This is a genomic window from Leucobacter sp. USCH14, from assembly GCF_037619215.1.
Classification (GTDB): domain Bacteria; phylum Actinomycetota; class Actinomycetes; order Actinomycetales; family Microbacteriaceae; genus Leucobacter.
This window is the reverse complement of the sequence record NZ_JAQPZP010000002.1, coordinates 327,857-352,016: the sequence shown is the minus strand read 5'-3', so window position 1 is coordinate 352,016 and position 24,160 is coordinate 327,857. Positions and strand designations below refer to the sequence as shown.

23 protein-coding genes, 1 tRNA gene and 1 pseudogene are annotated in these 24,160 nt (G+C 68.0%); 11 read left to right on the top strand and 14 right to left on the bottom strand.

Annotation, left to right across the window (positions count from 1 at the left end; translation table 11 throughout):
• Positions 1–40 precede the first annotated feature (40 nt).
• From mvk to PQI23_RS03965, 6 genes are read left to right on the top strand one after another with little or no spacing between them, the layout of a single operon-like run.
• Complete coding sequence (gene mvk / locus PQI23_RS03990; protein WP_339971752.1) at positions 41–1,105, top strand: mevalonate kinase; 1,065 nt, start codon at positions 41–43, stop codon at positions 1,103–1,105.
• Positions 1,102–2,091: a diphosphomevalonate decarboxylase gene (gene mvaD, locus PQI23_RS03985; protein WP_339971750.1), complete on the top strand. Its 990-nt coding sequence runs from the start codon at positions 1,102–1,104 to the stop codon at positions 2,089–2,091. The genes mvk and mvaD overlap by 4 nt, the downstream gene beginning before the upstream one ends.
• Positions 2,088–3,182, top strand: coding sequence for a phosphomevalonate kinase (locus PQI23_RS03980; protein ID WP_339971749.1), 1,095 nt, complete (start codon positions 2,088–2,090; stop codon positions 3,180–3,182). The genes mvaD and PQI23_RS03980 overlap by 4 nt, the downstream gene beginning before the upstream one ends.
• Positions 3,172–4,341, top strand: a complete 1,170-nt coding sequence (fni, locus tag PQI23_RS03975) for a type 2 isopentenyl-diphosphate Delta-isomerase (protein WP_339971747.1) — start codon at positions 3,172–3,174, stop codon at positions 4,339–4,341. Before PQI23_RS03980 ends, fni begins: the two co-directional genes overlap by 11 nt.
• A gap of 40 nt (positions 4,342–4,381) precedes the next feature.
• Positions 4,382–5,449 (top strand): hydroxymethylglutaryl-CoA reductase, encoded by a 1,068-nt coding sequence (locus tag PQI23_RS03970; protein WP_339971745.1) that lies wholly within the window; start codon positions 4,382–4,384, stop codon positions 5,447–5,449.
• Positions 5,446–6,591: a hydroxymethylglutaryl-CoA synthase gene (locus PQI23_RS03965; RefSeq protein WP_339971743.1), complete on the top strand. Its 1,146-nt coding sequence runs from the start codon at positions 5,446–5,448 to the stop codon at positions 6,589–6,591. Before PQI23_RS03970 ends, PQI23_RS03965 begins: the two co-directional genes overlap by 4 nt.
• Before the next feature lie 128 nt (positions 6,592–6,719).
• On the opposite strand, the gene PQI23_RS03960 is transcribed toward PQI23_RS03965, so the two are convergent.
• The 5 genes from PQI23_RS03960 to PQI23_RS03940 all read right to left on the bottom strand — a co-directional run bounded on the left by PQI23_RS03960 (position 6,720) and on the right by PQI23_RS03940 (position 11,475).
• Positions 6,720–7,139 carry an organic hydroperoxide resistance protein gene (locus PQI23_RS03960; RefSeq protein ID WP_339971741.1) on the bottom strand — a complete coding sequence of 140 codons (420 nt, stop codon included), beginning with the start codon at positions 7,137–7,139 and terminating at the stop codon, positions 6,720–6,722.
• Between the two features lie 87 nt (positions 7,140–7,226).
• Positions 7,227–8,690 carry a sodium:solute symporter family protein gene (locus tag PQI23_RS03955; RefSeq protein ID WP_339971739.1) on the bottom strand — a complete coding sequence of 488 codons (1,464 nt, stop codon included), beginning with the start codon at positions 8,688–8,690 and terminating at the stop codon, positions 7,227–7,229.
• Complete coding sequence (locus PQI23_RS03950; protein WP_339971737.1) at positions 8,687–8,992, bottom strand: hypothetical protein; 306 nt, start codon at positions 8,990–8,992, stop codon at positions 8,687–8,689. Before PQI23_RS03950 ends, PQI23_RS03955 begins: the two co-directional genes overlap by 4 nt.
• Complete coding sequence (locus PQI23_RS03945) at positions 8,989–10,425, bottom strand: amidase (RefSeq protein ID WP_339971735.1); 1,437 nt, start codon at positions 10,423–10,425, stop codon at positions 8,989–8,991. The genes PQI23_RS03950 and PQI23_RS03945 overlap by 4 nt, the downstream gene beginning before the upstream one ends.
• A gap of 87 nt (positions 10,426–10,512) precedes the next feature.
• The gene (locus tag PQI23_RS03940; protein ID WP_339971733.1) at positions 10,513–11,475 is read right to left on the bottom strand and encodes an Lrp/AsnC family transcriptional regulator; all 963 of its coding nucleotides are present in this window, start codon (positions 11,473–11,475) and stop codon (positions 10,513–10,515) included.
• Positions 11,476–11,636: 161 nt separating this feature from the next.
• Here PQI23_RS03940 and PQI23_RS03935 point away from each other — a divergent pair, with 161 nt between their 5' ends.
• Together PQI23_RS03935 and PQI23_RS03930 are read left to right on the top strand one after the other, a co-directional pair.
• Complete coding sequence (locus PQI23_RS03935) at positions 11,637–11,852, top strand: hypothetical protein (protein WP_339971731.1); 216 nt, start codon at positions 11,637–11,639, stop codon at positions 11,850–11,852.
• 87 nt (positions 11,853–11,939) lie between these two features.
• Positions 11,940–12,013: transfer RNA gene (locus PQI23_RS03930), tRNA-Met, on the top strand.
• Between the two features lie 167 nt (positions 12,014–12,180).
• Here PQI23_RS03930 and PQI23_RS03925 read toward each other — a convergent pair.
• Positions 12,181–12,756, bottom strand: a complete 576-nt coding sequence (locus PQI23_RS03925; protein WP_339971729.1) for a dihydrofolate reductase family protein — start codon at positions 12,754–12,756, stop codon at positions 12,181–12,183.
• A gap of 120 nt (positions 12,757–12,876) precedes the next feature.
• Positions 12,877–13,254, bottom strand: coding sequence for a MerR family transcriptional regulator (locus PQI23_RS03920; RefSeq protein ID WP_339971727.1), 378 nt, complete (start codon positions 13,252–13,254; stop codon positions 12,877–12,879).
• A gap of 84 nt (positions 13,255–13,338) precedes the next feature.
• Between PQI23_RS03920 and PQI23_RS03915 the strand changes: the two genes are divergently transcribed.
• Complete coding sequence (locus PQI23_RS03915; RefSeq protein ID WP_339971725.1) at positions 13,339–14,862, top strand: SulP family inorganic anion transporter; 1,524 nt, start codon at positions 13,339–13,341, stop codon at positions 14,860–14,862.
• 41 nt (positions 14,863–14,903) lie between these two features.
• Here PQI23_RS03915 and PQI23_RS03910 read toward each other — a convergent pair whose 3' ends face one another.
• Positions 14,904–15,257, bottom strand: a complete 354-nt coding sequence (locus tag PQI23_RS03910; protein WP_339971723.1) for a carboxymuconolactone decarboxylase family protein — start codon at positions 15,255–15,257, stop codon at positions 14,904–14,906.
• A 193-nt stretch (positions 15,258–15,450) separates the two neighbouring features.
• Here PQI23_RS03910 and PQI23_RS03905 point away from each other — a divergent pair.
• Both PQI23_RS03905 and PQI23_RS03900 read left to right on the top strand, forming a co-directional pair.
• Positions 15,451–15,963 (top strand): annotated as a pseudogene (locus PQI23_RS03905) (FAD-dependent monooxygenase); the annotation flags it as partial.
• Positions 15,964–16,186: 223 nt separating this feature from the next.
• Positions 16,187–16,798: a cupin domain-containing protein gene (locus PQI23_RS03900; protein WP_339971721.1), complete on the top strand. Its 612-nt coding sequence runs from the start codon at positions 16,187–16,189 to the stop codon at positions 16,796–16,798.
• Between the two features lie 31 nt (positions 16,799–16,829).
• On the opposite strand, the gene PQI23_RS03895 is transcribed toward PQI23_RS03900, so the two are convergent.
• The 6 genes from PQI23_RS03895 to PQI23_RS03870 are packed head-to-tail and all read right to left on the bottom strand — an operon-like array spanning position 16,830 to position 24,148.
• Positions 16,830–18,479, bottom strand: a complete 1,650-nt coding sequence (locus PQI23_RS03895; protein WP_339971719.1) for a thiamine pyrophosphate-binding protein — start codon at positions 18,477–18,479, stop codon at positions 16,830–16,832.
• Positions 18,476–20,122 carry an amidohydrolase gene (locus tag PQI23_RS03890; RefSeq protein WP_339971717.1) on the bottom strand — a complete coding sequence of 549 codons (1,647 nt, stop codon included), beginning with the start codon at positions 20,120–20,122 and terminating at the stop codon, positions 18,476–18,478. The genes PQI23_RS03895 and PQI23_RS03890 overlap by 4 nt, the downstream gene beginning before the upstream one ends.
• Positions 20,119–21,276, bottom strand: a complete 1,158-nt coding sequence (locus tag PQI23_RS03885) for an NAD(P)/FAD-dependent oxidoreductase (RefSeq protein WP_339971715.1) — start codon at positions 21,274–21,276, stop codon at positions 20,119–20,121. Before PQI23_RS03885 ends, PQI23_RS03890 begins: the two co-directional genes overlap by 4 nt.
• Before the next feature lie 57 nt (positions 21,277–21,333).
• Positions 21,334–22,416 (bottom strand): ABC transporter ATP-binding protein, encoded by a 1,083-nt coding sequence (locus tag PQI23_RS03880; protein WP_339971713.1) that lies wholly within the window; start codon positions 22,414–22,416, stop codon positions 21,334–21,336.
• Positions 22,413–23,240, bottom strand: coding sequence for an ABC transporter permease (locus PQI23_RS03875; protein ID WP_339971711.1), 828 nt, complete (start codon positions 23,238–23,240; stop codon positions 22,413–22,415). The genes PQI23_RS03880 and PQI23_RS03875 overlap by 4 nt, the downstream gene beginning before the upstream one ends.
• A complete protein-coding gene (locus PQI23_RS03870) occupies positions 23,237–24,148 on the bottom strand; it encodes an ABC transporter permease (RefSeq protein ID WP_339971709.1) in 912 nt (303 codons plus the stop codon). The genes PQI23_RS03875 and PQI23_RS03870 overlap by 4 nt, the downstream gene beginning before the upstream one ends.
• Positions 24,149–24,160 lie beyond the last annotated feature (12 nt).

The following is a 24,160-nucleotide window of genomic DNA, read 5'->3' as shown; positions in this document are numbered from 1 at the left end:
GCGCGGATTTCGCCCCGGGAGCCGACCGAAACGGATCCGAATGTCCCAATCCCCCCGCGTGGAACCGCACGATGTTGAGGCGCCCCCGGTTCCGACGACGGGCGAGCGCCGCGGGGTCGGCGCCGCGCACGCGAAGGCGATCCTCTTCGGCGAGCACGCCGTCGTCTTCGGCGCTCCCGCCATCGCGATTCCCGTCGACAGCCTGACGGCGGAGGCGACCATCGAACTCGCCGAACCCGCCGGGCTCCGGATCGCCAGCTCGCTCTACACCGGCCCGATCGACGGCGCGCCGACGCGGCTCGCGCCCGTCGTCACCGCGATCCGCACCTCGCTCGAACGCGCCGGCCTCGCAGAACTCGCGCAGAGCGATTCGGCCGACGACCGGGCAGCCGACGGCGACACCACCGACGGCGAGGCACTCGGCGCCGGCGCCCTCGTGAGCATCACGAGCTCCATCCCGCACGAGCGCGGCCTCGGTTCGAGCGCCGCCGTCGCGGCCGCGATCGCCCGCGCCGCATTCGATCTCGCCGGCACGCCCCTCGACAGCGAGACGCTGTTCGACCTCATCCAGACGGCCGAGCGAGTCGCACACGGCAAGCCGAGCGGCATCGACGCCCGCACCGTGGCGGCGACCGGGGCCATCAGGTTCAACCGCGGATCCGTCGCGCCGATCCGGATCGGCGCACCCCTGATCCTCGCGTTCGCGGACACCGGCCACCCGGGTTCCACGGCGAAGGCGGTCGGTTCGGTGCAGGCGCTCCGCGAGCGCGAACCGGAGTCGACCGACGCCCGGCTCTCGCGACTCGCCGAGATCGCGGAGCATTCGATCGAGGATCTCGCGTCGGGAGACCGCACCGCGGTCGGCGCGGCGATGAGCGAAGCCCACGCGATCCTGCACGGCATCGGCGTGAGCTCCGAGCGCCTCGACGCCATCGTCGCAGCAGCCTGCGACGCAGGCGCGACCGGGGCGAAGCTCACCGGCGGCGGGCTCGGAGGCTGCGTGATCGCAGTCGCGGGCTCGGAGGCGCACGCCGAGCAGATCGGCACCGCCATGCGCGGCGCCGGTGCCGAACGCACCTGGACAGTGGAGGTTCCCGCCGCATGACGACCGCAACCGCCCGCGCGTTTCCGAACATCGCCCTCGTGAAGTACTGGGGCAAGCAGGACGAGGATCTCATCCTGCCCGTCGCGGGCAGCCTGTCGCTGACGCTCGACGCGTTCCCGACCACCACGACCGTCGCGCTCGATGCGGGCGCCGGCTTCGACGCGTTCACGCTGAACGGCGCTGAGGCGAGCAGCGATGCGACCCGGCGCGTCACGCGGTTCCTGGACCGGGTGCGCGAACTCGCCGGGTCCGAAGCGCGCGCCGTCGTCACCTCGACGAACGAGGCGCCGACCGGCGCCGGGCTCGCCTCGTCGGCGTCGGGATTCGCCGCGCTCGCGACCGCCGCCGCCGCCGCGTACGGGCTCGAACTCGACCGCCGCGACCTCAGCCGGCTCGCGCGCCGCGGGTCGGGCTCGGCATCGCGCAGCCTCGTCGACGGCCTCGCAGTCTGGCACGCTGGCGATGATGCGCACTCGTACGCGGAGGGTGTCTCGGGCCCCGACATGCGGATGGTGATCGTCACCGTCGACACCGCGCAGAAGGCCGTGTCGAGCCGGGCGGCCATGCGCCGCTCAGCGCTCACCTCGCCCTTCTTCCCCGCCTGGATCTCGTCGACCGAGGAGTCGCTCGCCGCGATGCTGGAGGCCTGCGCCGCCGATGACTTCACCCGGGTCGGCCGCATCACCGAGTCGCACGCGCTGCGCATGCACGCGGTGATCCAGTCGTGCGATCCGCCGATCAGGTACCTCGCCCCGACGAGCGTCGCCGTCTTCGACGCGGTCGCCGCGCTGCGCGATCAGGGCCTCGAGGCGTACTCGACGGCCGACGCCGGCCCCAACGTCGCGGTGATCGTGCGGCCGGATCAGGCCGAGGAGCTGCGCGACGCGCTGCAGGGATTCGGTTCGGTGCGACTCGTCGGCGCGGGCGCCGGCGCGCAGCTGGTCGATGCCGCGATCGCCGCCGAGCAGGCCGGGAGCAGCGCATGATCGAGCAGCGCGCTCCGGGCAAGCTCTACATCGCCGGCGAGTACGCCGTCGTGGACCCGGGCCAGCCCGCCGTGATCGTCGCGGTCGACCGCTACATCACCGTGCAGCTGAGCGAGGGATCGCAGGTCGGTCGTGTGCGCTCGAGCGCGTACGGCCGCTCCCCCCTCGTGTGGGTGCGCGACGACGCGAGCGACCGCATCGTGCTCGAGCACCAGCCGTACGACTACGTGTTCGCCGCGATCACCGCCGTCGAGCAGTTGCGTTCGGAGCTCAGCCTGCCGCCGCGCTACTACGACCTCGACATCAGCAGCGAGCTCGACGACGTCAGCGGCCGCAAGTTCGGCCTGGGATCGTCTGCCGCGGTGACGGTCGCGGTCGTCGCGGCGCTCGACGAGTTCTACGGTCTCGGTCTCGGCGAGGTCGACCGGTTCAAGCTCGCCCTGCTCGCCACCATCGAGGTCGCTCCGACGGCTTCGGGCGGAGACCTCGCGGCGAGCACGTTCGGCGGCTGGATCCGGTACGCCTCCCCCGACCGCGGAGCGCTGCGCACCTTCCGCGCCGCGCACGGCGTCTCCGCCACGCTCTCCGCGACCCGGCAGTGGGCCGGAAGCGGTGTCATGCGTCTCGAGCATCCCGGCGCGCTGCAGCTGCTCGTGGGCTGGACGGGCTCGCCCGCGTCGACCGAGCGCCTCGTCGAGCAGGTGCGCACGTCGGAGAGCCGCACGCCGCTGCAGCCCTACCCGACCTTCATCGAAGACAGCAGTGCGTGCGTCGATGCGCTCGTCGCCTCGTTCTCCCGCGGCGGTGCCGGGGCCCCCGACGTGCTGGGACGGGCGCGTCGCGTGCTGCAGCGCCTCGGCGCCTCGTCGGGCATCACGATCGAGACTCCTCAGCTCCGCGATCTCTGCGATATCGCGGAGCGCCACGGCGCCGGGGGCAAGCCCTCCGGCGCCGGCGGAGGCGACTGCGGCATCGTGCTCGCGGACGCGGATCTCCCCACCGAACCCATCCTGCGCGAGTGGGAGGCGAACGACATCCGCCGCCTCAGCCTCGCCCCGCACCCCGCGTCAGGAGACGTCCATGCGTTCTGACACCGATTCACGCGAACCCGCCGCCTCCGCGACGTCGGCCGTCCACGACGAGAGCCGCGCGGCGCGCAAGGACGAGCACGTCGATCTCGCGCTGGGGCAGCAGGGCGACGGCGGCGGGCGCAACGAATTCGACGATCTCGACTTCGTGCATCAGGCGCTCGATGGCGTCGACGCCGAGCGCGTCGACCTGGGCGTCGACATCTCCTTCGACGCCGGGCGGCAGTACCCGGCCGGCGAATGGCACTGGGAGACGCCCTTCTACGTCAACGGCATGACCGGCGGCACCGAGCGCACGACGCGCATCAACCGCGAGCTCGCCATCGCGGCGCGCGAAACAGGTCTGCCGATGGCCTGCGGGTCGGTCTCGGTCGCGCTCGACGACCCCGACGCCGCACGCGGATTCGCGGTGATCCGCTCCGAGAACCCCGACGGCTTCGTCATGGCGAACCTCGGCGTCGGCCGCCCCGCCTCCGACGCCCCCCGGGCGGTCGAGCTGCTCGGCGCGAACGCCCTGCAGATTCACGTGAACGCGGTGCAGGAGACCGCGATGCCCGAGGGCTCGCGCGACTTCTCGTCGTGGATCGCGTCCATCGAGCACCTCGCCGCCGCATCGCCCGTTCCCGTGATCGTCAAGGAGGTGGGCTTCGGCCTGAGTCGCAGCGCGCTGCGGCGCCTCTCCGAGATCGGGGTCGGCATCGCCGATGTCGGCGGGCGCGGCGGCACCGACTTCCTGAGGATCGAGAACGCGCGGCGCTCCGCCGGAGAGTACGCGATGCTCTCCGGGTTCGGCCAATCGGCGCTCGCGAGCCTCCTCGACGCTCCGCTGAACGCCCCGACGCTGCTCGCGTCCGGTGGCGTGCGCTCGCCCTTCGACGTGGTGAAAGCGCTCGCCGCCGGGGCTCGGGCCGTGGGCGTGGCGGGCGCCTTCCTGGCGGCGATCGGCCGCGACGGCGAGGCCGGCGGAGCCCAGCGCCTCGTCGATCTCGTGAACGACTGGAAGCTGCGCACCCGCGCCGTCTACGCCCTGCTCGGCGCGGCGACCCGCGACGACCTGCTCCGCACCGATCTCATCCTGCGCGGCCGCCTCCGGGAATTCTGCGCGGATCGCGGCGTTAACATCAGTGCACTCGCTCTACGGTCGGAGGCGCCCCGACCATGACCTTCATTCCGCACGCCCGCACTCACTCACGAAGGAAGCCATGAGCGTTCCCGAACAGGCACACCGCGAGACCGTCACGGAGATCCCGACCAGCTGGGTCGGACCGATCAGGATCACCGGCTCCTCGGTCACCGGTGAGATCTCCGTACCCCTCGCCACCTACGAGACGCCGCTCTGGCCGTCCGTGGGCCGCGGTGCACGCGTCTCCCGTGCCGTCGAAGGAGGGATCCGCACCGTCATCACCGGCGAGCGGATGACGCGATCCGTGCTCTTCACGGCGCGCGGCGCCGTCGGGGCCCAAATCGCCGCGCAGACCATCGAGGCGCGCTTCGGCGAGCTGCAGGAGGTCGTCACGGGCGGCAGCCGCCACGCGAAGCTGATCGAAGCGCACCCCGAGATCGTCGGCAATCTGCTCTTCGTGCGCTTCGCCTTCACCACCGGCGACGCGTCGGGCCACAACATGGTCACCAACGCCGCAGACGCGCTCATGGAGCGCGTGCTGTCATGGGGGCTCCAGCTCGAGTACGGCTCCATCTCCGGCAATTACTGCTCCGACAAGAAGGCGACCGCGGTCAACGGGATCCTGGGCCGCGGCCGCAGCGTGGTCGCGGAGATCCTGATCCCGCACGAACTCGTCGCGAGCGGACTCCGCACCGACGCCCAGCGGGTCACCGACATGGTCGTGCGCAAGAACCTCGTGGGCAGCACGATCGCGGGGGCGATCCGCTCGGCGAACGCCCACTACGCCAACATGCTGCTCGGCTTCTACCTCGCCACGGGTCAGGACGCCGCGAACATCGTCGAGGGATCGCAGGGGATCACCTACGCCGAGAACCGGGAGGAGGGCCTGTACTTCTCGTGCACCGTGCCCCACCTCATCGTGGGCACCGTCGGCAACGGCAAGCACCTGCCCCACATCGAAGAGGCGCTGACCCGCATCGGCTGCCGTGAGGATCGGGAGCCGGGCGAGAACGCGCGCCGACTCGCCGAGCTCATGGCGGCGACCGTGCTCTGCGGCGAGCTCTCGCTCATCGCGGCGCAGACGAACCCGGGCGAACTCATGGCCGCGCACCTGCGCATCGAGCGGAAGGAGACGCCGAACGCATGACCTCGATCGGCATTCACGACATCGAACTGGCGAGCACGCACCACCTGCTCGATCTCGGCACGCTGGCCGAGACCACGGGCGTCGACCCGGCGAAGTACCGGATCGGCCTCGGGCAGGATGAGTTCAGCGTTCCCGCGGCTGACGAGGACATCGTCACCATGGGCGCCACGGCCGCGCTCGCGCTGCTCGACCGCAACGGGCTCGACGGCGTGCGCACGCTGCTCTTCGCGACCGAGTCGGGTCTCGACCACTCCAAGGCTGCGGGAGTCTTCGTGCACAAGCTGCTCGGGCTGCCGCCGCAGGTGCGCGTCGCGGAGATCAAGCAGGCCTGCTACGGGGGCACTGCGGCGATCCAGGCAGCCATGGGCATCGTGCAGCGCAACCCGAGCGAGCGCGTGCTCGTGATCGCGAGCGACATCGCCCGGTACGCGCTCGACTCGCCCGGCGAGCCGACACAGGGGGCGGGCGCCGCGGCGATCCTCATCGCCGCCGACCCGGCACTCATCGAGATCGAACCCGCCTCGGGGCTCTTCTCCGCAGACGTCGACGACTTCTGGCGCCCCAACGACTCGTCGACCGCGATCGTCGACGGCGCGCTCTCGATCTCCGCGTACCTCGACGCCATGACCGGGGCGTGGGACGATCTCGCCGCGCACGGCGGGCCGGCGATCGCCGACATCGATCGCCTCGTCTACCACCAGCCTTACACGAAGATGGCGCGCAAGGCCCAGGCCCGCCTCGGCGAGCACACCGGCGTCGACCTCGGCGACGACGGCCTCGTGCCCGGCGCGGTCTACAACCGCCGGCTCGGCAACGCGTACACCGCGTCGCTGTACGCGGGCGTCGCCTCGGTGCTCGACCACGAGCAGGATCTCGTCGGCAAGCGCCTCGGAATGTTCAGCTACGGCTCGGGCAGCGTGAGCGAGTTCCTGACCGGCATCGTGCAGCCGGCCGCGGCCTCCCGCAGCGACCACTTCACGTCGGTGCTCGACGCGCGAGTGCCGCTCAGCGTGCCCGAGTACCGCGAGCTGCACGCGCGCGAGCTGCCGAGCAACACGGACGTCGAGAACCCTCGCGTCACGGAGGCGCCGTTCCGCTTCGCCGGCATTCAGGGGAGCGCCCGCCGCTACGAGCGGCGGTGAACCGCAGTCCCATCGCCGCAACGCCGAGACGCCGAGATCCTACTGCGACGACGAGATCCTGCGCGGATCGCGCGCTTCCAATAGGGTCTCGACGTCACCAGTAGGATCTCGACGACTTTGCCTGACGGTCAGTCGTCGGAGGCGGTGACCTTCACCTCGATGTTGCCGCGCGTCGCCTTCGAGTACGGGCACACCTGGTGCGCTGCGTCGGCGAGCTGCTGGGCCTGCTCCTGCTCGAGATGCGGGAGCACCACCTCGAGCTCGACCGAGAGCTCGAAGCCGCCGTCGACGTTGCTCAGGTGCACGCGCGATCCGACACTGGAATCCGCGATGTCGACTTTCTGCTCGCGCGCCACCGCCTGCAGCGCACCGTGGAAGCACGCGGCGTAGCCTGCGGCGAAGAACACCTCGGGGTTGGGGGCGCCGCCCGGGCCGCCCATCTCCTTCGGAGCGCGCATATCGGTGTCGACGAGCCCGTCGACGGTCTTCACATGGCCGTTGCGCCCGTCGCCGGTCGCGAGTGCCTCGGCGGTGTACATGATGCTCATCGGTTCCCCTTTCGGTGGCGGCTCTGGTGCCGACCACATTCGCAGGCTACGCCGCTCGGCTGGCACCGTGCACATACTCGCCCGAACTCAGCTCAGAGCGGACACCGAACCCCCGGCTGCGACGCGATCCGGGGACGGCATCGCGACCTGCTCAACGTCGCGACCGCCTCGCGCGCGCCGGATCGCCTCGGCGACCACGAGCACGATGAGATTCGGCGCGAGCGCGATCAGACCGGAGTCCCAGCTGCCGATCGGAATGCCGGCGAAGGTGATGACGGCGACGGTGAGCGATCCCGCGACGATGCTCAGCCCGACGGGCCAGGCGCCGACGCGCACTCGGTCCGCCAGTGCGATCGCGATCGCAGGGGCGAACTGGGTGGTGCAGCCGTAGGTCAGCAGCAGCAGCGCCCCGATATCCGAGCGCACCAGCCCGAAGGCGAGCGCGAGGCCGATCGCCACGACGATGACGGCGTAGTTGACCGTCATCTGTCGACTCGGAGTCATGCTGCCGATGACGTTTCGGGTGATGAGCGTCGAGATGCCCATGACGATGGCGGATGCCGGAACCATGGCGGCCGAGGCCCCCGCGATGGCGACGATGCCGACGAGCCAATCGGGCAGGATCACGCCCGACATCGTGAGCAGCACGGTGTTGCCGGTGGTGTCCTCCGGGAGCACGAGTACTGCGGCGAGCCCCACCGTGACCGGGAGGAACAGCACCAGCTGATAGATCGGCAGCCACTTCGCATTGCTCCGCAGCACCTCGGCGCTCTTCGCAGCGAGTACCGGCGGCCACAGGTGCGGCAGCGTGTTGAAGCTCGATCCGATGACCGTCACGAGCGTGGCGGTGATGAAGAAGACGGGATCGTACCCGTCGACCTGCATGGTGAGAAGCACGGGGGCCTCCCGCGCGATCTGGGCGAAGATCTCGGGAATGCCTCCGAAGGAGATCATGAGCCCGGCCGCGATGACGACCATGGCGACGACCATCATGATGTCTTTCAGGATCGCCACGCGCGCGATGCCCTTCAATCCCGACCAGGCGACGAAGAGCGCGACCAGAATGCTCGCGATCACCATGCTCAGTCCGCGCGCGCTCTCGCTGCCCGTGGCGAGCTCGACGATCAGCCCGAGGCCCGTGATCTGGAGCTGCAGGTACGGGATGAGCGCCAGGGCGCCGATCACCGACACGACGCGTCCGAGCCACCTGCTGCGGAACCGGTCTTCGAAGAAATCGCCCATGGTGAGGTAGCCGCGGCGCTGCCCGAACTCGCGGATGCGGGGCGCCACGAAGTAGAGACCGAGCCACGAGATGGTCAGGTACGCGACGGCGAAGGTCGCGCTGACGCCGCCGCCGAACGCGATGCCGGCGAGCCCCAGGAAGCTGAAGGTGGTGAGCGATTCGCCTGCTTGGAGAAACCAGGAGGTCCACTTCGGGTTGCTGCGCTCGCCGACGGTCCAGGTGCTCATGCTCTTCTGACGGCGGCGACTCGCGACGCCGAGCGCGCCGATCAGCACGATGCCGACGACGATCATGATGGAGAGTGTCATCGTACGCCCTCGCTCTCCTCGGCCGCGATTCGAGCGGCGCGGATCTGCTCGATCTGCTGCGTCGCGAAGCGCTCCTCCTGCTGGTCGGCCTCGCGGCCGCCCGCGCGGAGGTAGAGCACCTCCACGATCTGCAGGGCGACGACGGAGAGCAGCACCATCAGCGCGCTCCAGACGAGCACCGCGGGGAGCCCGAGCCACAGCACCGGCTCCTGAGCGAAGGGCAGAAACGGGATCGCGAAGAATCCGAGGGCGGGAACGCTCACGATCGCGAGCCTTCCGAGAGTGAACAGTCGTGGTTTCATCGTGCTTCGTTGCTCCAATGGCGTGATTCGGCGGGGAGTTCGGGGGAGAGCCGGGCGAACCCGGTGAGCGCTTCGTAGGCCTGTGCGATCCCGAGCAGCCGGTGATCGCTTCCGAAGGGGCCGACCATCTGCAGTCCCACAGGAAGGCCATCACGCGTGAACCCGGCGGGCACCGAAAGCGCGGGTGCGCCGAGCATGGTGATGGTCGTCGCGGCGCGCATCCAATCCAGATAGTGCGCTTGCGGCTCACCCTCGACGGTGCGCGGGTAGTCCCACTCGACCGGGAACGGCGCGACGGTCGCCGCGGGCGCGAGGAGCACGTCGAACTGCTCGAAGAACCGGGCGGCTCCGCGCATGAGCGCGGTCTGTCGCTCCTGCGCGCGCATGATGTCACGGCCCATCAGCGACCGTCCCTGCCGAATGTTCCACGTGAGACGCTCGTTGAAGTCGTCGGGATGAGCATCGAGCTCTGCTCCCCAGGCGATCTCGAACTCTGCGGCTCGCAACGTGAGGAAGGCGTCGGCGGCACCGCTGAGATCGGGGCAGGCAGTCTCCACGTGGGCTCCGTGCTCGGCGAGCACTGCGGCGGCGCTGCTGAGCACCTCGTCGACATCGGCGGCGATGGGGGCGTGGCCGCCGAGCGACGGGGCCCACGCGACACGCAGCCCGCGGAGATCGGCGACGGCCGAGACGGGGCCGAGTGCCGGGGCGGCGACGGGAGTTCGCGCATCGGGCGCACCGAGAACCGAGAGCAGCAGGGCGACGTCGCCGACGGTTCGACCCATGGGGCCGGCCGTGGTGAGCGGAGTGAGGAGGTTCGACGCTTCGGCCTCCGGCACTACGCCGGGTGAGGGCCGCAGGCCGACGACGTTGCAGAAGGATGCCGGGTTGCGCAGCGATCCGCCCATGTCGCTCCCGTCTGCGAGCGCGACCTGCCGGGCAGCGAGGGCCGCGGCCGCCCCGCCACTGCTTCCGCCTGCGGAACGGTCGAGGGCGTAGGGATTGCGAGTGGCGCCGAAGACGCGGTTGACCGAGTGCGAACCGGCGGCGTACTCAGGCACGTTCGTCTTCCCGATCACGATCGCGCCCGCGTCCCGCATGCGCCGCACATGCAGTGCGTCGCGCTCGGGAACATGCTCGGCGTGGCGGATCGAGCCGTATGTGGTGCGGATGCCGCCCGTGTCATGGGTGTCTTTGATGCCGACGGGAAGCCCGAAGAGCGGCAGACGCGGATCGGGCCCGTCCGCATCGAGCTGCGCGGCTCGGCGCAGTGCGCCTGCGGCATCCACCGTGATCATCGCGTTGACAGCGGCGCCGCGATCGATGCGCTCGAGGTGCGCCGAGACCGCTTCGACGGCGCTGATCTCGCGCGCGCCGAGGGCCGCGCGGAGTTCGGTGGCGGAGAGTTCAGTGAGTTCGGCCGGATCGGCCATGCGTGGTTCCCATCGTCATTGACTTACGACTACGGTCAGTAAGTCAATCACGACTTTCGGATTATGCCAACGCGATTTATAGAACTACTACTTCTGGCCTTTCTCCGCATTGATGACGCGGCCGCTCCGCTTCACGACGCGGCTGACGAGCGCGGGGTGCAGGCGGACGACCGGTGCCGTCCACTCCTCATGCAGCAGACGACGCACGTGCGGAAGGTCGTCGGCCGCGAAATGGGCGATGAGCGAAGGCTCCCCGAGCAGCTCGGCGACGTACCGGCTCTCGGGAAGGACGGCGACCGCCTCCCCCACCGCGCGCACCTGCGCCGGCGCGCAATCGATGCGCACGCACGTCTCGACGCTGAAGCCGAGCAATCGCGGATCGACCAGCACGCGCGTCGCGACGGCGCCGCGCTCGCGGAGATCGGCAAGACGCTTCCGCGCAGTGGGCTCGGTCACACCCACCAGCTCGGCGAGTTCGGCGATGCTCGCACGGCCATCGCGCTCGAGCGCCTGCACGATCGCGCCATCGGCAGCATCGAGCCGTTCGGGCAGCGCCGTCGACCCCTCAACACGGGGACCGGGTTCCAGAAGAGACGCCTCGGACGCGGAGAGCAATCCCGGCCGCCAATCGGCGTTCGTCTTGAAGTAGTGCAGCACCGGCGTGGCCGAGACCTCCAGCACACCGGCATATGCGGGGATCACGGACAGCGTCATCGTACTGAGGTCGAACATCTGCTCGTGCACCTCGACCAGCACACTCGAGGGATTTGCGAGGACGAAGACGTAGACGACGCCGGGGTGCTGCGCGAGCTCCTGCGCCAGCGACTCGAGGCGAGACGGCTTGCAGGTGATCTCGATCACGCAGGTGGGGCCGAGATTGCGCAGCCCCACGACGGAGACGATTCCAGATTCGAGGAGCACTCTGCCGCGGCGGGCGACGGTGCGCAGTGGCTGATCGAGCGCTCGCGCGACACTGCTCCACGGAGCTCTGCCGTCGACTTGAAGCGCGCCGACGATACGGCGATCCAGCTCGGAAAGCGCGTCAACCACCTCTGGGCCTCCCTCGTTGCGTGTGCTCTCTCGATGGTAACCATCGCGAAGCGCTCTTCGCGCGTCGGGCTGGCGCGCGCCGGGCAGCCGCATCCCACCACATTGCGCACGCACCTGCAATCCCCTGGCCCGCCTCCCGACCGCGCGCAATCGTAGGTGGCATGACGAATCACGACGACTTCAAGCAACCCCTCGATCACCTACCGCCGCAGGAGGAGCGCGGCGAGGTGGGCGAGGCGTCCGAAGCCGACAAGCCGAGCTACCCGACCTCCGACGCGACGCCGTCGGGCCCCGCCCAGGCGTCGCCCGCCACCGCGGCCGAGCCGGGCGAGCCCAGCCGACACGGAATCGACAAGCTGCCGCCGTCGGGAATGTAGCTCACTGCTCGACGGCGTGCGGCGACGCGCCCAAACCGACCCTCGATTCGAGGTCGCTGCGCCCCCGCGGTACGCTTGGAGACGTGCCGCGGGGTGGAGCAGTTCGGTAGCTCGCCGGGCTCATAACCCGGAGGTCGTGGGTTCAAATCCCGCCCCCGCAACGAGAAGAAAGGCTCCTGATCAGGTGGAAACCCGATCAGGAGCCTTCGGCTTTCCCCTCGGTCGCCGGTCGACAGCCGCCCGCCCGGAGTCAAAATCCGGGCTCTCACCTCGCTCGTGAAGCCCGGAAACTGCCCCCGATTCCGCACATGGGCAGCTGGGGCACGGGTCACCGGGTGACGTCGTAGACGGCCTTCACCACTCCATTGCGGTACGCCTCCGACTCGCGGAGCACGAGCCGCTGCTCGCCGTGCTCGTGGCGCGAGAAGATGCTCTTGCCCGCGCCGAGCAGCACCGGGAAGACGAGCAGGTTGTACCGGTCGATCAGCCCGGCGTCGAACAGCCGACGCGCGAGCTCCCCGCTCCCGTGGATGAAGATCGCGCCCCGGCCCCCATCCTTGAGCGCGGCCACGTCCGCTTCGGATCGCAGCAGCGTCGTCGGCCCCCACCCCTCCACCAGTGCGTCGGAGTCGAGACTCGTCGACACGACGTACTTCGGCAGATCCCGATAGGCCGCGTGATTCTCGGAATCCCGCCACACCGGCGCGAAGGCCTCGTAGCTGCGGCGCCCGAACATCAGCGCAGTGGTCTCGCCCAGTTCGTCTCCCTTGAGCGAGAAGGCCGCTTCGTCGAAGGGCGTGCGCATCACCCACCCGCCGCTCGGGTGCACCTCGCTCGTCGCGCCCGGTGAGTCCATCACGCCGTCGAGTGAGATGAATCCGGTCCAAACGAGTTCTCGTGCCATATCCCGTCCAATGCTCGAGCCGCAACAGTGCGTCCGCAGAATCATCGCCCCCACCGACGCCTCTCATGCTACGGAGCAGCGAGGTCGGTGTCACGCACTGGAAGGAACTGATCCTCTCGGTCAGCGCAGTGGCGTACCGCGCAGCTGGCGGATGAACTCGTCGGCGGCCTCGAGCTGCCTCGCGAGCTTCTCTCGCCGCTCCTCCGCGTCGGCGAGGAAGTCATTGAACGCTCGCGCCGCGTGCTCCTCCGTCGACCCCTGCGTGCGGTCGATGGCCCGCAACAGGTCGCCCATTTGGTCCAGGGAGTACCCGAGGGGCTTCATGCGCCGGATCAGCATCAGTCGGTCGTAGTCGCTCTCGGTGTACAGCCGGAACCCGCCCTCCGACCGCCCGGTCGGCGCCAGGAGCCCGATCTGGTCGTAGTGGCGAAGGGTGCGGATCGAGAGCCCCGTGCGCTCCGCGAGCTCGCCGATGTGCATCATTCCGCCTTCAGGCATGCGTCATCCTCATTTCATTCGCCTCAACCCTAACGCTACGTTAGTGTTGTCGTGCGGATCCCACCGTTTCGCAGGAGGAGACACATGTCCATCGCACCGAGCAGCACGGACGATCCGGCGCGCTACCGCCCCGACCCGTCCGTGCTGACGGCGCTGCGCTCCCCCCGGCTGCTCACGCGCGAGGCGCTCGCCGGGCTCGTCGTCGCCCTCGCGCTCATCCCCGAGGCGATCTCCTTCTCCATCATCGCAGGCGTCGACCCGAAGGTCGGGCTCTTCTCCTCGTTCATCATGGCCGTCACGATCGCCTTCGTCGGCGGGCGCCCCGCGATGATCACCGCGGCGACCGGCGCGGTCGCGCTCGTCATCGCGCCGGTCTCCCGCGAGTACGGCATGGAGTACTTCATCGCGACGGTGCTGCTCGCCGGGGTGCTGCAGATCGTGCTGGCAATCTGCGGCGTGGCGAAGCTCATGCGATTCATCCCGCGCAGCGTGATGGTCGGCTTCGTCAACGCGCTGGCGATCCTCGTCTTCAGCGCCCAGCTGCCCCAGCTCATCGATGTGCCGTGGCCCGTGTACCCGCTCGTCGCGCTCGGCCTGCTCATCCTGGTCGCGATGCCGCGCCTCACCCGGGCGGTGCCCGCTCCGCTCGTGTCGGTCGTGCTCGTGACGGCGGTCGCCCTCGTGTTCGCGATCCAGGTGCCGAACGTCGGCGACCAGGGCGAACTGCCCCGCAGCCTGCCCGAGCTGTTCGTGCCGAACGTGCCGCTCACTTGGGAGACGCTCACCATCATCGGCCCCTATGCGCTCGCGATGGCGCTGGTGGGCCTCATGGAGTCGCTGCTCACCGCCAAGCTCGTCGACGACGTGACCGATACGCACTCCAACAAGACGCGCGAATCGTGGGGCCAGGGCGTAGCGAACATCGCGTCGGGTTTCTTCGGCGGCATGGGCGGCTGCGCGGTCATCGGGCAAACGATGATCAACGTGAAGGCCTCCGGCGCCCGGACGCGCATCTCGACGTTCCTGGCCGGCGCCTTCCTGCTGATCCTCATCGTGCTGCTCGGCGATGTTGTGGCGGTCATCCCCATGGCGGCGCTCGTCGCGGTGATGATCATGGTCTCGATCGGCACCTTCGACTGGCACTCCATCGCGCCCTCGACACTGCGGCGCCTGCCGAAGAGCGAGACGGCGGTCATGGTCATCACCGTGGCGGTCGTGCTCGCGACCCACAACCTCGCGATCGGCGTGGTCGTGGGAGTGCTCGTCGCCGCCGTCATGTTCGTGCGCCGAGTCGCGCATCTCGTCAACGTGCAGCGGGAGGTCACGTCCGAGGGCGGGGCGACCGTCGCCCGCTACACCGTCGAGGGGCAACTCCTCTTCGCATCGAGCAACGACCTCACCACGCTCTTCGAGTACGCCGACGACCCCGAGCGCGTCGTGATCGACCTCTCACGCTCGCACGTCTGGGATGCGTCGACCGTCGCGGCGCTCGACGCGATCGAGACGAAGTATCGTCAGCACGGCACGTCGGTCGAGTTCGTCGGCATGAACGCGGAATCCAGCGCGTTCCACACGCGGTTGAGCGGAGGGCTCGGACAGGGGCACTGAGGGGGCGCCGGCGGGGCCCGGGTCTCGATTCGACCTGCCCGCTACAGGTCCCCGAGCTCCTCGAGCACGCGCTGCGCGACGCCGAACGCGGAGTTCGCCGCCGGCACCCCGCAGTAGAGCCCGGCCTGCAGGATCACTTCCTTGATCTCCTCGACCGTCAGCCCGTTGGTGCGCGCGGCGCGCACGTGCATTGCGAACTCCGTCTCGTGGCCGAGCGCGATCAGCGCGGTGAGCACGGCGACCGAACGCGAACGCCGGTCGAGGCCGGGTCGCGACCAGATGTCACCCCAGGCCGTGCGGGTGATGAAGTCCTGGAAGTCGGCGGTGAACGGGGTCGCCTGAGCGTTCGCACGGTCCACGTGCGCGTCGGAGAGCACCGCGCGTCGCACGACCATGCCCGTTGGAGGTGACGGATCGCGCAGCGTCGTGCGCCGGGCGTGGCTGGCGGTCGCAGGACCGGGTCGTTCCGCGAGTATCCATTCGCCTGGTTCGGGGTGCTCTGCGAGGCCCCGCCGAGTGCGAGCGAGCTCATCTACAGCAACCCCGCCGACGGGTTCGCGCTGATCAGCCGGCGATCCGACACCGCAGCACATGTACTTCCAGTGCGATCCGAGCACTGACCCCGACGCGCTCTTCGAGGCCGAGATCTGGGAGACGCTGCAGCGCCGCGTGCCCGGCACGCAGCTCGCCGAGGGCCCGATCTTCCAGCGCTACGTGCTGCGCTTCCGCAGCTTCGTCGCGGGCGAGCTGCGCCGCGGGCGGGCCGCGCTGGTCGGGGACGCGGCGCACACGGTGCCGCCGACCGGCGCCAAGGGCATGAACCTCGCCGTCGCCGACGTGCTGCTGCTCGGCGATGCCCTCCGGCGGCTGCTGGGCGAAGGTGACGAGCGCGGCGTCGACGCCTACGCCGAGCGTGCGCTGCGCCGCATCTGGAAGGCGCAGCACTTCTCGTGGTGGATGACGAGCATGCTCCACGCGGCGCCCGGAAGCGACGCGTTCGACCGGCAACGGCAGCTCGGCGAGCTGCGCAGCGTCACGGAGTCGGAGGGTGGGCGGCACTACCTGGCGGAGGCGTACACGGGGTGGCCGCTGGAGCGCTGAGCGGGGCGCCCCGCTTCAATGCGCGTGGTCTCGATTAGCCTGATGAAGTGACGAAGAGGACAATGGGCGTTGTGAGAGCAGGCGACGACAACTATTCGAATGCAGTCTCCTCAGTGAAGACCGGGGTTCAGACCACCGCAACGTCGAAGGCTGCATACCGCGTCGCCGAGCATTTCGTGGCGCGAACGCTGTCGTCGAGGAGTAACGGCTCGAGGAGAGTTCGGTGAGTGCGCACACGCACATGGAGGATGCGCGTGATTCCGAGGCCGACGAGCAGCGCGCCCTCGGCATCCGACTGCGCACGCTGCGCAAGACGAAGCGCATGTCGCTGCGCGAAGTCGCGGCACTCGCCGAAGTCTCCGAGAGCTTTCTCTCGCAGATCGAGCGTGGGCTCACGAGTCCGTCCATCGCTTCGCTGCGACGCATCTGCGCGGCGCTGGGCGAGAGCATGGGGGCGCTGTTCGATGACTCGCGCGAACCCGATCAGGCCGACCCGCACCTGGTGCGCTACCAGGATCGCCGCCGCATATTCCGCCCCGACGGCAGCGCCAATTACTTGATCACGCCCTTGATCGCGAAGGACCTCGAGATTCACCAGAATGTCATCGCGCCGGGTCGCAACTCAGGTGCCGAGCCTTACAGCCACCAGGGCAAAGAGGAATGCGTGATCGTACTCGAGGGCCGGCTCCACTTCGAGTGGAACGGGAACACTTACGAACTCGGCACGGGCGACGCCGTGCTGATCGATCCGAAGATCGGGCACTCGTTCTCGAACGACACCAAAGAGAACGCTGTAGTGATGTGGGTGATCTCGCCGGCAAGGCACGACATCTAAGGGCGAGACGCGTCCACAGGCCTGCTGAAAGTCATAACGCGATCTCGCGGAGATCAACCTCGATGAGCGTCGGCCGATGCTGCGCGAGCGCCCAGGCAAGCGTCTCGCGGAACTCGATCTCATCCGCACCGTCTGCGATGATCGAGCGAGCCTCGACATGGAATCCTCGAGAGAGCGATACGAAGTCAGGGGCGGGGAAGCCGACCCCGACCGGTCGAATGCCCGCGCTCTCCATGCCGTCACGGATCTCCTGGTATCCCCCGTTGGTGAAGACGATGGTGATGATGGGCAGCCCGTATTCTGAGGCCGTCGCAAGTTCCTGCACGCTGAAGAGCATGCCCCCCTCGCCGGTGATGGCGACGACTCGGTCGACCTCGCCGGTGAGCGCGGCGCCGACGGCCGCGGGGATCGCGTAGCCCAAAGTGCCGTACCCGGCCGGGTAGAGGAAGCGGTTCGGGCGATTCGCTTTCCAGTAGGTGGCGGTGCCGAAGTAGGTGGCCTGCGAGGAGTCCCCGGTCACCGCAATGTCGAGCTGATCGGTGAGTTCCTGCAGGTGCTCGTGGAAGACGCGGTACACCTTGCCGTCCCGGGCGAGATCTTTCTCGACCGCACTTCCCGCGGAAGCCGCCCACTCCGCAGATGGCTGGGTTGGGAGACAGCACTCCAGGCGCTCGGCGAGCCGCGGCAAGATGCATTCGCTGCGACCGGCAAGGGCGAAGCGCGGCGACGCGTTCGCCGACATCGCCTCGGCATCGACGTCGACGCGCACCATCCGCCGTGCGTCTCCGGGGAAAGGCCCCCAGAACTCGGAGCTGCCCAAGTCACTGCCGACGACGAGCAGTACGTCAGCACGTTCGATGAGGCTCTTACCCGCCTTGAGGCGCAGTGATACTCCCAGCGAGAGCGCGTGCCGTTCATCGAGCACTCCCTTCGCGTTGGCCGTGCTCATCACGGGTGCCTGCAGACGTTCAGCGATTGCGCGCACCGCCTCCGCTGCCCGACGGTTCGTGGCGCCCCGACCGACGATGATGAGCGGCGACGAGGACGATGCGAGGAACTCGGCCGCCCGGTCGATTCCCTCGTCGGCAGAGTAATCCCAGGCCGCAGGTGCAGAACGCTCGGCAGGGAGCTTCGGGGGAATCTTCGCAGCGACATCGAAGCAGTCGAAGGGTACCTCGAGATAGGCGGGCGCGGGCCGCTCCGTCGCCCAGGATCGCGCAACATCATCGATGAATTCGACGGCCTCGACGCCGCTGCGCACTCGCATGCTTCGCAGCAGCTGGCTCATGAGGCCGATCTGCGACGGCAGATCGTGCAACCACCCCTCTTTCCTGCCTACACCCCGCTCAGGGATGCCGGGCGCGATCGCGAGTACGGGCACGGAGGCCGCGAGAGAGGTGGCGAGAGCGGTGATGATGTTGGTGATGCCCGGACCGGTCGTGGTGATCACTACCGCAGGCTTTCCGGTCACCCGCGCATACGCATCGGCAGCGTAGCCGAGGCCCTGCTCGTGATGCGCCGACACCACCTCGATGCTCGTCGCGTCGAAAGCGCGGAACAGCTCAAGGTTGTGGGTCCCGGGGATGCCGAAGACCCGCTCTACGCCGTACTGCGCGAGCCGCCGCGCAATCGCGTCAGCGACGGTCGCTCCTGACGGATGGCCGCCCGAAGTCTGCATCATTGCGCGGCGCTCGCAATGAAATCGGCAGTCGCGCCACTGGGCGGGTCGCCCTCGAAGGAGCCGTACACGACCTCGCCGCCGACGACCGCGGCGAGAGTGCGCACACGGTCGAACTCGTCGGCTGGAGTATCGAAGGGGTCCCGATCCACGACAGTGAGATCTGCGAGATATCCGGGCTTGATTCTTCCCTTCTGCGCCTCCTGCTTCGTAGCGTAGGCGGCGTCGACCGTGAAGGCTTTCAGCGCCGTATGCACGTCTACAGTTTCGGTGGCGTTGATCTCGACGCCGTTCTTGTTCCTGAGTTGCAGCATGCACTGCATTGTGAACCACGGATTGGTCGTGAACGGCTGCGCACCAGCCGTGTCCGAGTTGCCGGGAATGAGGCCCTGGATCCGATCGAGCGTCTTCAGCGCGTATTTGGCAGCACCGGGCGGCTGGCGACGTGCCGGATCGTCTGGCTCGGCGAACACGAAGCCGGGGTTCGGTACCGCAAGCCCGCCAGCTGCGACGAGCCGTTCAAGGTTCACCGTGTCGAAGCTCTCGTTGAAGAAGTGCTCGATGCGCAGGCGGTGGTCCAGATCCGGGAACACCTGATGAACCCGCTCGACTGCAGACACCGCGATCTCCTGCGCCAGATTTCCGATAGCGTGCGTGCACACCTGTAGACCGGCGCGCACCGCGGTGATGAGTTCGTCGACCAGCGTCGGGTACAGTCGCGTGAGAAGTCCCCAGCCGTCGGCCGGCCCCCGGAGGTCCTCGGTGCGAAAGGCACCGTCACGGCCACCGTCCATGAAGATCTTGATGCCCTGCACCCAGTAGCGGTTGTCGCCGAGCTGCGCACCGAGAACCTCGACCACGCGATGAGAGATCTCGATGAGCGGTTGGTGGCCGGGCTTCGCAGTGAGCAATACGCCGAGGCGGGGAATCTCTCGCTCGCGTGCCAAGCCCTGCATTGCACGCAGCCCGTCAGAGGTGCACGCGATCTCATGCACGGTGGTGACGCCGTTGCGGAGGAACAGCTCCCGCAGCGACTCTCGAATCGCCGGTGCAAGGCGCTCGCGCGAGTACGGTGGGATCGCGAGCAGATCCCACGCCTCCTCGAGCACACCATTCGGCCGACCGTCGGAGCCTCTCTGGATGCGAACGCCGGGGCCGGCGGAAGTGGTTTCATCAATGCCACTCGCGTCGAGGGCGGCCTGATTCACGACGTACTTGTGCATCGTCCACCGCACCGCTGCCGGTCGATCCGGAAAAGCCGCGTCGAGTTGCGCCTTGCTCGGCAGCTTTTGGCCGAACGTGCCCTGGCCGACTACCCAGTCCTCGGCCGGAAGTCCTCTCGCACGCTCGAGCAGTCGAGACACGATGGCTTCGGGCTCGGTGAGGTCGCGCACGTCGATCCAGAAGTGCCTGGAGAGCGCGATCATCTCTACATGCGTGTGCGCGTCGATGAAGCCGGGCAGCACCGAAGCGCCCGCGAGGTCGATCTCGGGTACACCCGGAGCTTCCATGCGCACCTCGTCGAGACGGCCTACCGCCAAGATCTCCCCGGCCGAGACTGCGATCGCCTCGGCGCGGGGAAGCTCATCATCCATGGTGACGACGTGGCAATTGCGCAGAACGTACTCTGCAGGTGCGGCGCTCATGGCCGAGGGTCGCCGATTGCGAAGTTGCCGAGTTCGCGGGGCTCGACGCGGCCTCCGCGCCAGTAGAACTCCCACGGCTTGCTCAGCGCCTTCGAGTGCGAGATCGCCGAGAAGAGTTTCGACCGCAGTGGCGTGAGCGACCTCGGCCACTTGTAGTTGAGCACGTCGTAGGTCGTGGTGAGCGCTTGCACCATGTTGATCCGGGGGCGAGCAGTCATCTCCCAGTCGTGCAGTGCATCGCGCACGTCGTCCTCGGCTGCGAGGCACTCTGCCAGCTCCCAAGCCGCGCAGATCGCCACTCCGGCGCCCTGCCCGAAGTTCGGCGGCTGTGCATGCGCGGCGTCCCCGATGATCGCAACGCGACCTTTCACCCAGCTATCGCACACCACGACCTCGTGCCGGTGGTGCACAGACAGCTCGGGTGTCACAGCGTCGAAGTACTGGGCGAGGTGCGGGAAGTTCCGCTTCCAATACGGCTTATCCAGGGGCACCCGTGTGGCACGGCGATCCTTCTCGGGACCGATGATGAACATGTATGTGTACTCGTCGGAGCACGGCGCGATGCCCACCCGCAACTGGCCCGACCAGTGCTCGGTGCTGTAGCGACCCTCGTTCGGATGCTTGGGCACGAGCACGCGAGTGGCGCCGTCGCCGAGGCCCACCTTCAGACGCGCGAGCTGCAGCGAGTCGCGCACGCGCGAGTGCAGGCCGTCTGCGCCGATCACGAGGTCGGCGTCGACGCGCTCGCCATCTGCGAAAAGCAGTACGCCCTTGGGATCAGCGCCCACGACGCGGCGGCCGGTGTGCACCCTGGCGCCGAGCTCGAGCGCCTTATCGCGTAGCGCGTTGTGCAGCTCCGAGCGGAGCGCGACGACCAGGCGCTCACGGCTCACATCGCGGCTCGTGACGATCACCTGGTCCTGGTCGACGATGCGGGCGGCATCGATACGGACTCCGACCTCGCTGATGCGTTCGCTGAGCTCGAGCTCATCGAGCACGTCAAAGATGTTCTCCTTGATGTAGATTCCCGCGCCGATCTCGCGCAGGTTGTTCCCCTGCTCGTAGACGTCGACGTCGAAGCCGAACTTCGCGAACGAGGCAGCGGCCGCGAGGCCCGCGATGCCGCCGCCTGCGATGGCGATATGTTTCGTCATTCTCTTCTCTCTCCTCTTAGTCCGGCGGAGCCGGCTGTTCATAGTGGTGCTGCGCTGCTAGCCCGCCATAACGGTGACGTCGGCAGCGGCGAGATGCACAGGCACCGTTTCACCCAGGCTGACACCCGTCCCGGTGCCGATGGGGCGCCGGATGACTGCGCCCTGTGTCCCGGGAATCGAGAGCTCGACCTGCTCGTTCTCGCCCAGCAGATTGATTTCCTCGACCCTGCCCGTGAGCTGAAAGCCGGGAGCATGCGAGGGAAGGTCCCCGATTCGGGTCATCCCAGGTCGCGCGGCAAGCTTCACGTCGCCCGTCAGATCGGATTCCACGCGAGCGCTCTGGCCGAAGGCCCGCAGCTCGCCGTCCGAGATCTCGGCGTCGAAGACGTTGGAGTCGGAGAAGAACTTGGCTACGAATGAGTTCGGCGGGTCTTGAAACAACCGCATGGGAGTGTCGAGGCCGGCGAAGTTGCCCGCATTCATGATCGCGACCCGGTCCGAGAGCACGAGCGCCTCTTCCTGGTCGTGCGTCACGTATATCACCGTCGTGCCGACCTGCCGGTGCACCCTCTTAATCTCCGACTCCATCTGCAGGCGCAGACTGCGGTCGAGCGCGCCGAGCGGTTCGTCCATGAGCAGGATCTCGGGTTCGTAAGCGAGTGCGCGGGCGAGTGCGACGCGCTGCTGCTGGCCGCCTGAGAGCTGGGCCGGCTTGCGGTCGCGCAGGTGCTCGAGACCCACGACCTCGAGCATCTCGTTCACCCGCTTGCCGCGCGCGGCACCGCGCACCTTGCGCACCTTGAGGCCGTACGCAACATTGTCAGCGACCGTCATGTGCGGGAACAATGCGTAGTTCTGGAAAACCATGCCGAGCTGACGCTCGGAGGGCGTAAGGCTCCGCAGATCGGTGTCTCCGATCCTCAGCTCGCCACTGGTCGCGTTCTCGAAGCCGGCGATGATCCGCAGCAGCGTCGTCTTACCCGACCCCGAAGGGCCCAGTAGAGTCAGGAATTCACCGTCGCTCACGTCAAGATCGAGTGCCTTCAGCACCTCCGTGTCACCGAAGTTCTTAACCAGTCGGCGAATGCAGAGCTTCGTCTTCCGGGTTTGTGCGGCGTTCCTTCCGAACTCAGAAATCATTTCTTTCCCTTTCGAAGCGTGGTGGCGAGCAGCATCAATGCGGTCGTCGTGACCATGAGCAGTGTGGCGATAGCGGTGATGGCCGGATCGACGGCGTACTGCACTGAGTCGAAGATGTACTTGGGGAGCGTGATGAGCCCGACGCCGCCGAGGAAGGTAATCAGCACCGCTTCGTCGAAGCTGGTGATGAAGCCCATGAGGAATCCCGCGAGAACGGACGGCATGAGCAGCCGCAGAGTGATCGTCCCCCAGGCCTTGATACGCGAGGCGCCCATCGTCATGGCGGCGAGCTCGAGATCTGGTGTGATCTGCTCGAGTGCGGTCGAGAGCACGATCACCACCAACGGCAGCGAATAGACGGTGTGGGCGAGGATGACGCCGAACTTCTCCCCGAGCAGACCGAGCTGGGCGAACACTCCGTAGAGACCGACCGCGTATGCAGCGACGGGGATCACGAGCGGCGCGATAGCGGACCCCTCGAGCGCTCCCCTTCCACGCAGCGTGCTGCGCTTGAGCGCGAATACGAGCGGGAGAGCGACGATCAGTGCGAGCGCGCCAGCCCACAAGCCGATCTCGATCGAGAGCGCGGTCGGCGCACCCCATTTGCCCGAGGTGAACACCTCGACATAGCGGCCGAAGCCCCACTCCCTAGGCGGAAATGAGATGCGCCTGTCGTCGGCGAACGACATAACGACGATCGCGAGCGCGGGGGCGAGCAGGAACACCAGACCGATGAGGGCGACGAGTCGGCCGAGCCACTTGCTGATCTGATCGATCGCACGCGGTCCGCGCCGAAGTTCTTGGTTCCTCGTGGAGTGAGTCATCCGCCGAGACCTCCTTTCAGCGCCTTCGCGCCGACTGAGCGCAATGCCGCGAACAGCACGACGAGCGCGATCACAAGCAGCACCACTGAGGAGGCTGCGGCCCGTGGGTAATTGAAGAAGCTGAAGATGTCATCGCCGATCACCGATGCCATGAAGGGCACCTGGGCTCCGCCCAGCAGCACCGGCGTGATATAGAAGCCGATGCTGATCGCGAACACGATCGCGGCGGCGGCGACGAGACCGGGCATCACGTTGGGCAGCCAAATCTTCACCATGGCCCCGGTGCGCGACGAGCCGAGGATCCGCGCCGAATTGATGAGCTCGCGGTTGAAGCCGGAGATGGTCGGGTACATCGCGAGGACGGCGTAGGGCAGCATCGTGTACGTCATGCCCAGAATCACCGCGAATGGCGTATACAGCAGCGCGAGCGGCTGGTCGATCACGCCGAGGGAGATGAGAAACGAGTTGATCACGCCATTCTTGGCGAGCAGCACGGACCAGGCATAGGTCTTCACGATCACGCCCATCCAGAAGGGCAGCAGGATCGCAGCCCACACGAGGGCTTTGACCCAGGCGCGCTGAGGTGTGGCAAGGATCCAGGCCAGCACGCCGCCGATGACGAGGCAAAGGATCGTCACGATGACAGACATGATCATCGTGTTGACCATCGAGTTCCGAATGGCGCCCGACGCGAATACCGCTGCGAAGTTGGAGAAGCCTCCATCGCCCTGCGTAATCGCGTCTACCGTCAGTTTGACCAGTGGGTAGATCACGAAGAGGAGAACGAGGATGACGAGCGGGATCACCATGAGGATCGCCGTCGGTTTCGGCAGGCTCGCCGACCACGCCTTGCGTTGGCGACCTGCAGTAGCAGTGGCCAGCAATTCGGTACTGGTGGGGCTGGACATCATCGTTCTCCT

What these genes read in the sequence shown, in the direction of transcription:
- mvk (WP_339971752.1), top strand. Translation starts at nt 41, where the DNA reads ATGTCCCAATCCCCCCGCGTGGAACCGCACGATGTTGAGGCGCCCCCG.
- mvaD (WP_339971750.1), top strand. Translation starts at nt 1,102, where the DNA reads ATGACGACCGCAACCGCCCGCGCGTTTCCGAACATCGCCCTCGTGAAG.
- PQI23_RS03980 (WP_339971749.1), top strand. Translation starts at nt 2,088, where the DNA reads ATGATCGAGCAGCGCGCTCCGGGCAAGCTCTACATCGCCGGCGAGTAC.
- fni (WP_339971747.1), top strand. Translation starts at nt 3,172, where the DNA reads ATGCGTTCTGACACCGATTCACGCGAACCCGCCGCCTCCGCGACGTCG.
- PQI23_RS03970 (WP_339971745.1), top strand. Translation starts at nt 4,382, where the DNA reads ATGAGCGTTCCCGAACAGGCACACCGCGAGACCGTCACGGAGATCCCG.
- PQI23_RS03965 (WP_339971743.1), top strand. Translation starts at nt 5,446, where the DNA reads ATGACCTCGATCGGCATTCACGACATCGAACTGGCGAGCACGCACCAC.
- PQI23_RS03960 (WP_339971741.1), bottom strand. Translation starts at nt 7,139, where the DNA reads ATGAGCATCATGTACACCGCCGAGGCACTCGCGACCGGCGACGGGCGC.
- PQI23_RS03955 (WP_339971739.1), bottom strand. Translation starts at nt 8,690, where the DNA reads ATGACACTCTCCATCATGATCGTCGTCGGCATCGTGCTGATCGGCGCG.
- PQI23_RS03950 (WP_339971737.1), bottom strand. Translation starts at nt 8,992, where the DNA reads ATGAAACCACGACTGTTCACTCTCGGAAGGCTCGCGATCGTGAGCGTT.
- PQI23_RS03945 (WP_339971735.1), bottom strand. Translation starts at nt 10,425, where the DNA reads ATGGCCGATCCGGCCGAACTCACTGAACTCTCCGCCACCGAACTCCGC.
- PQI23_RS03935 (WP_339971731.1), top strand. Translation starts at nt 11,637, where the DNA reads ATGACGAATCACGACGACTTCAAGCAACCCCTCGATCACCTACCGCCG.
- PQI23_RS03925 (WP_339971729.1), bottom strand. Translation starts at nt 12,756, where the DNA reads ATGGCACGAGAACTCGTTTGGACCGGATTCATCTCACTCGACGGCGTG.
- PQI23_RS03920 (WP_339971727.1), bottom strand. Translation starts at nt 13,254, where the DNA reads ATGCCTGAAGGCGGAATGATGCACATCGGCGAGCTCGCGGAGCGCACG.
- PQI23_RS03915 (WP_339971725.1), top strand. Translation starts at nt 13,339, where the DNA reads ATGTCCATCGCACCGAGCAGCACGGACGATCCGGCGCGCTACCGCCCC.
- PQI23_RS03910 (WP_339971723.1), bottom strand. Translation starts at nt 15,257, where the DNA reads ATGGTCGTGCGACGCGCGGTGCTCTCCGACGCGCACGTGGACCGTGCG.
- PQI23_RS03895 (WP_339971719.1), bottom strand. Translation starts at nt 18,479, where the DNA reads ATGATGCAGACTTCGGGCGGCCATCCGTCAGGAGCGACCGTCGCTGAC.
- PQI23_RS03890 (WP_339971717.1), bottom strand. Translation starts at nt 20,122, where the DNA reads ATGAGCGCCGCACCTGCAGAGTACGTTCTGCGCAATTGCCACGTCGTC.
- PQI23_RS03885 (WP_339971715.1), bottom strand. Translation starts at nt 21,276, where the DNA reads ATGACGAAACATATCGCCATCGCAGGCGGCGGCATCGCGGGCCTCGCG.
- PQI23_RS03880 (WP_339971713.1), bottom strand. Translation starts at nt 22,416, where the DNA reads ATGATTTCTGAGTTCGGAAGGAACGCCGCACAAACCCGGAAGACGAAG.
- PQI23_RS03875 (WP_339971711.1), bottom strand. Translation starts at nt 23,240, where the DNA reads ATGACTCACTCCACGAGGAACCAAGAACTTCGGCGCGGACCGCGTGCG.
- PQI23_RS03870 (WP_339971709.1), bottom strand. Translation starts at nt 24,148, where the DNA reads ATGTCCAGCCCCACCAGTACCGAATTGCTGGCCACTGCTACTGCAGGT.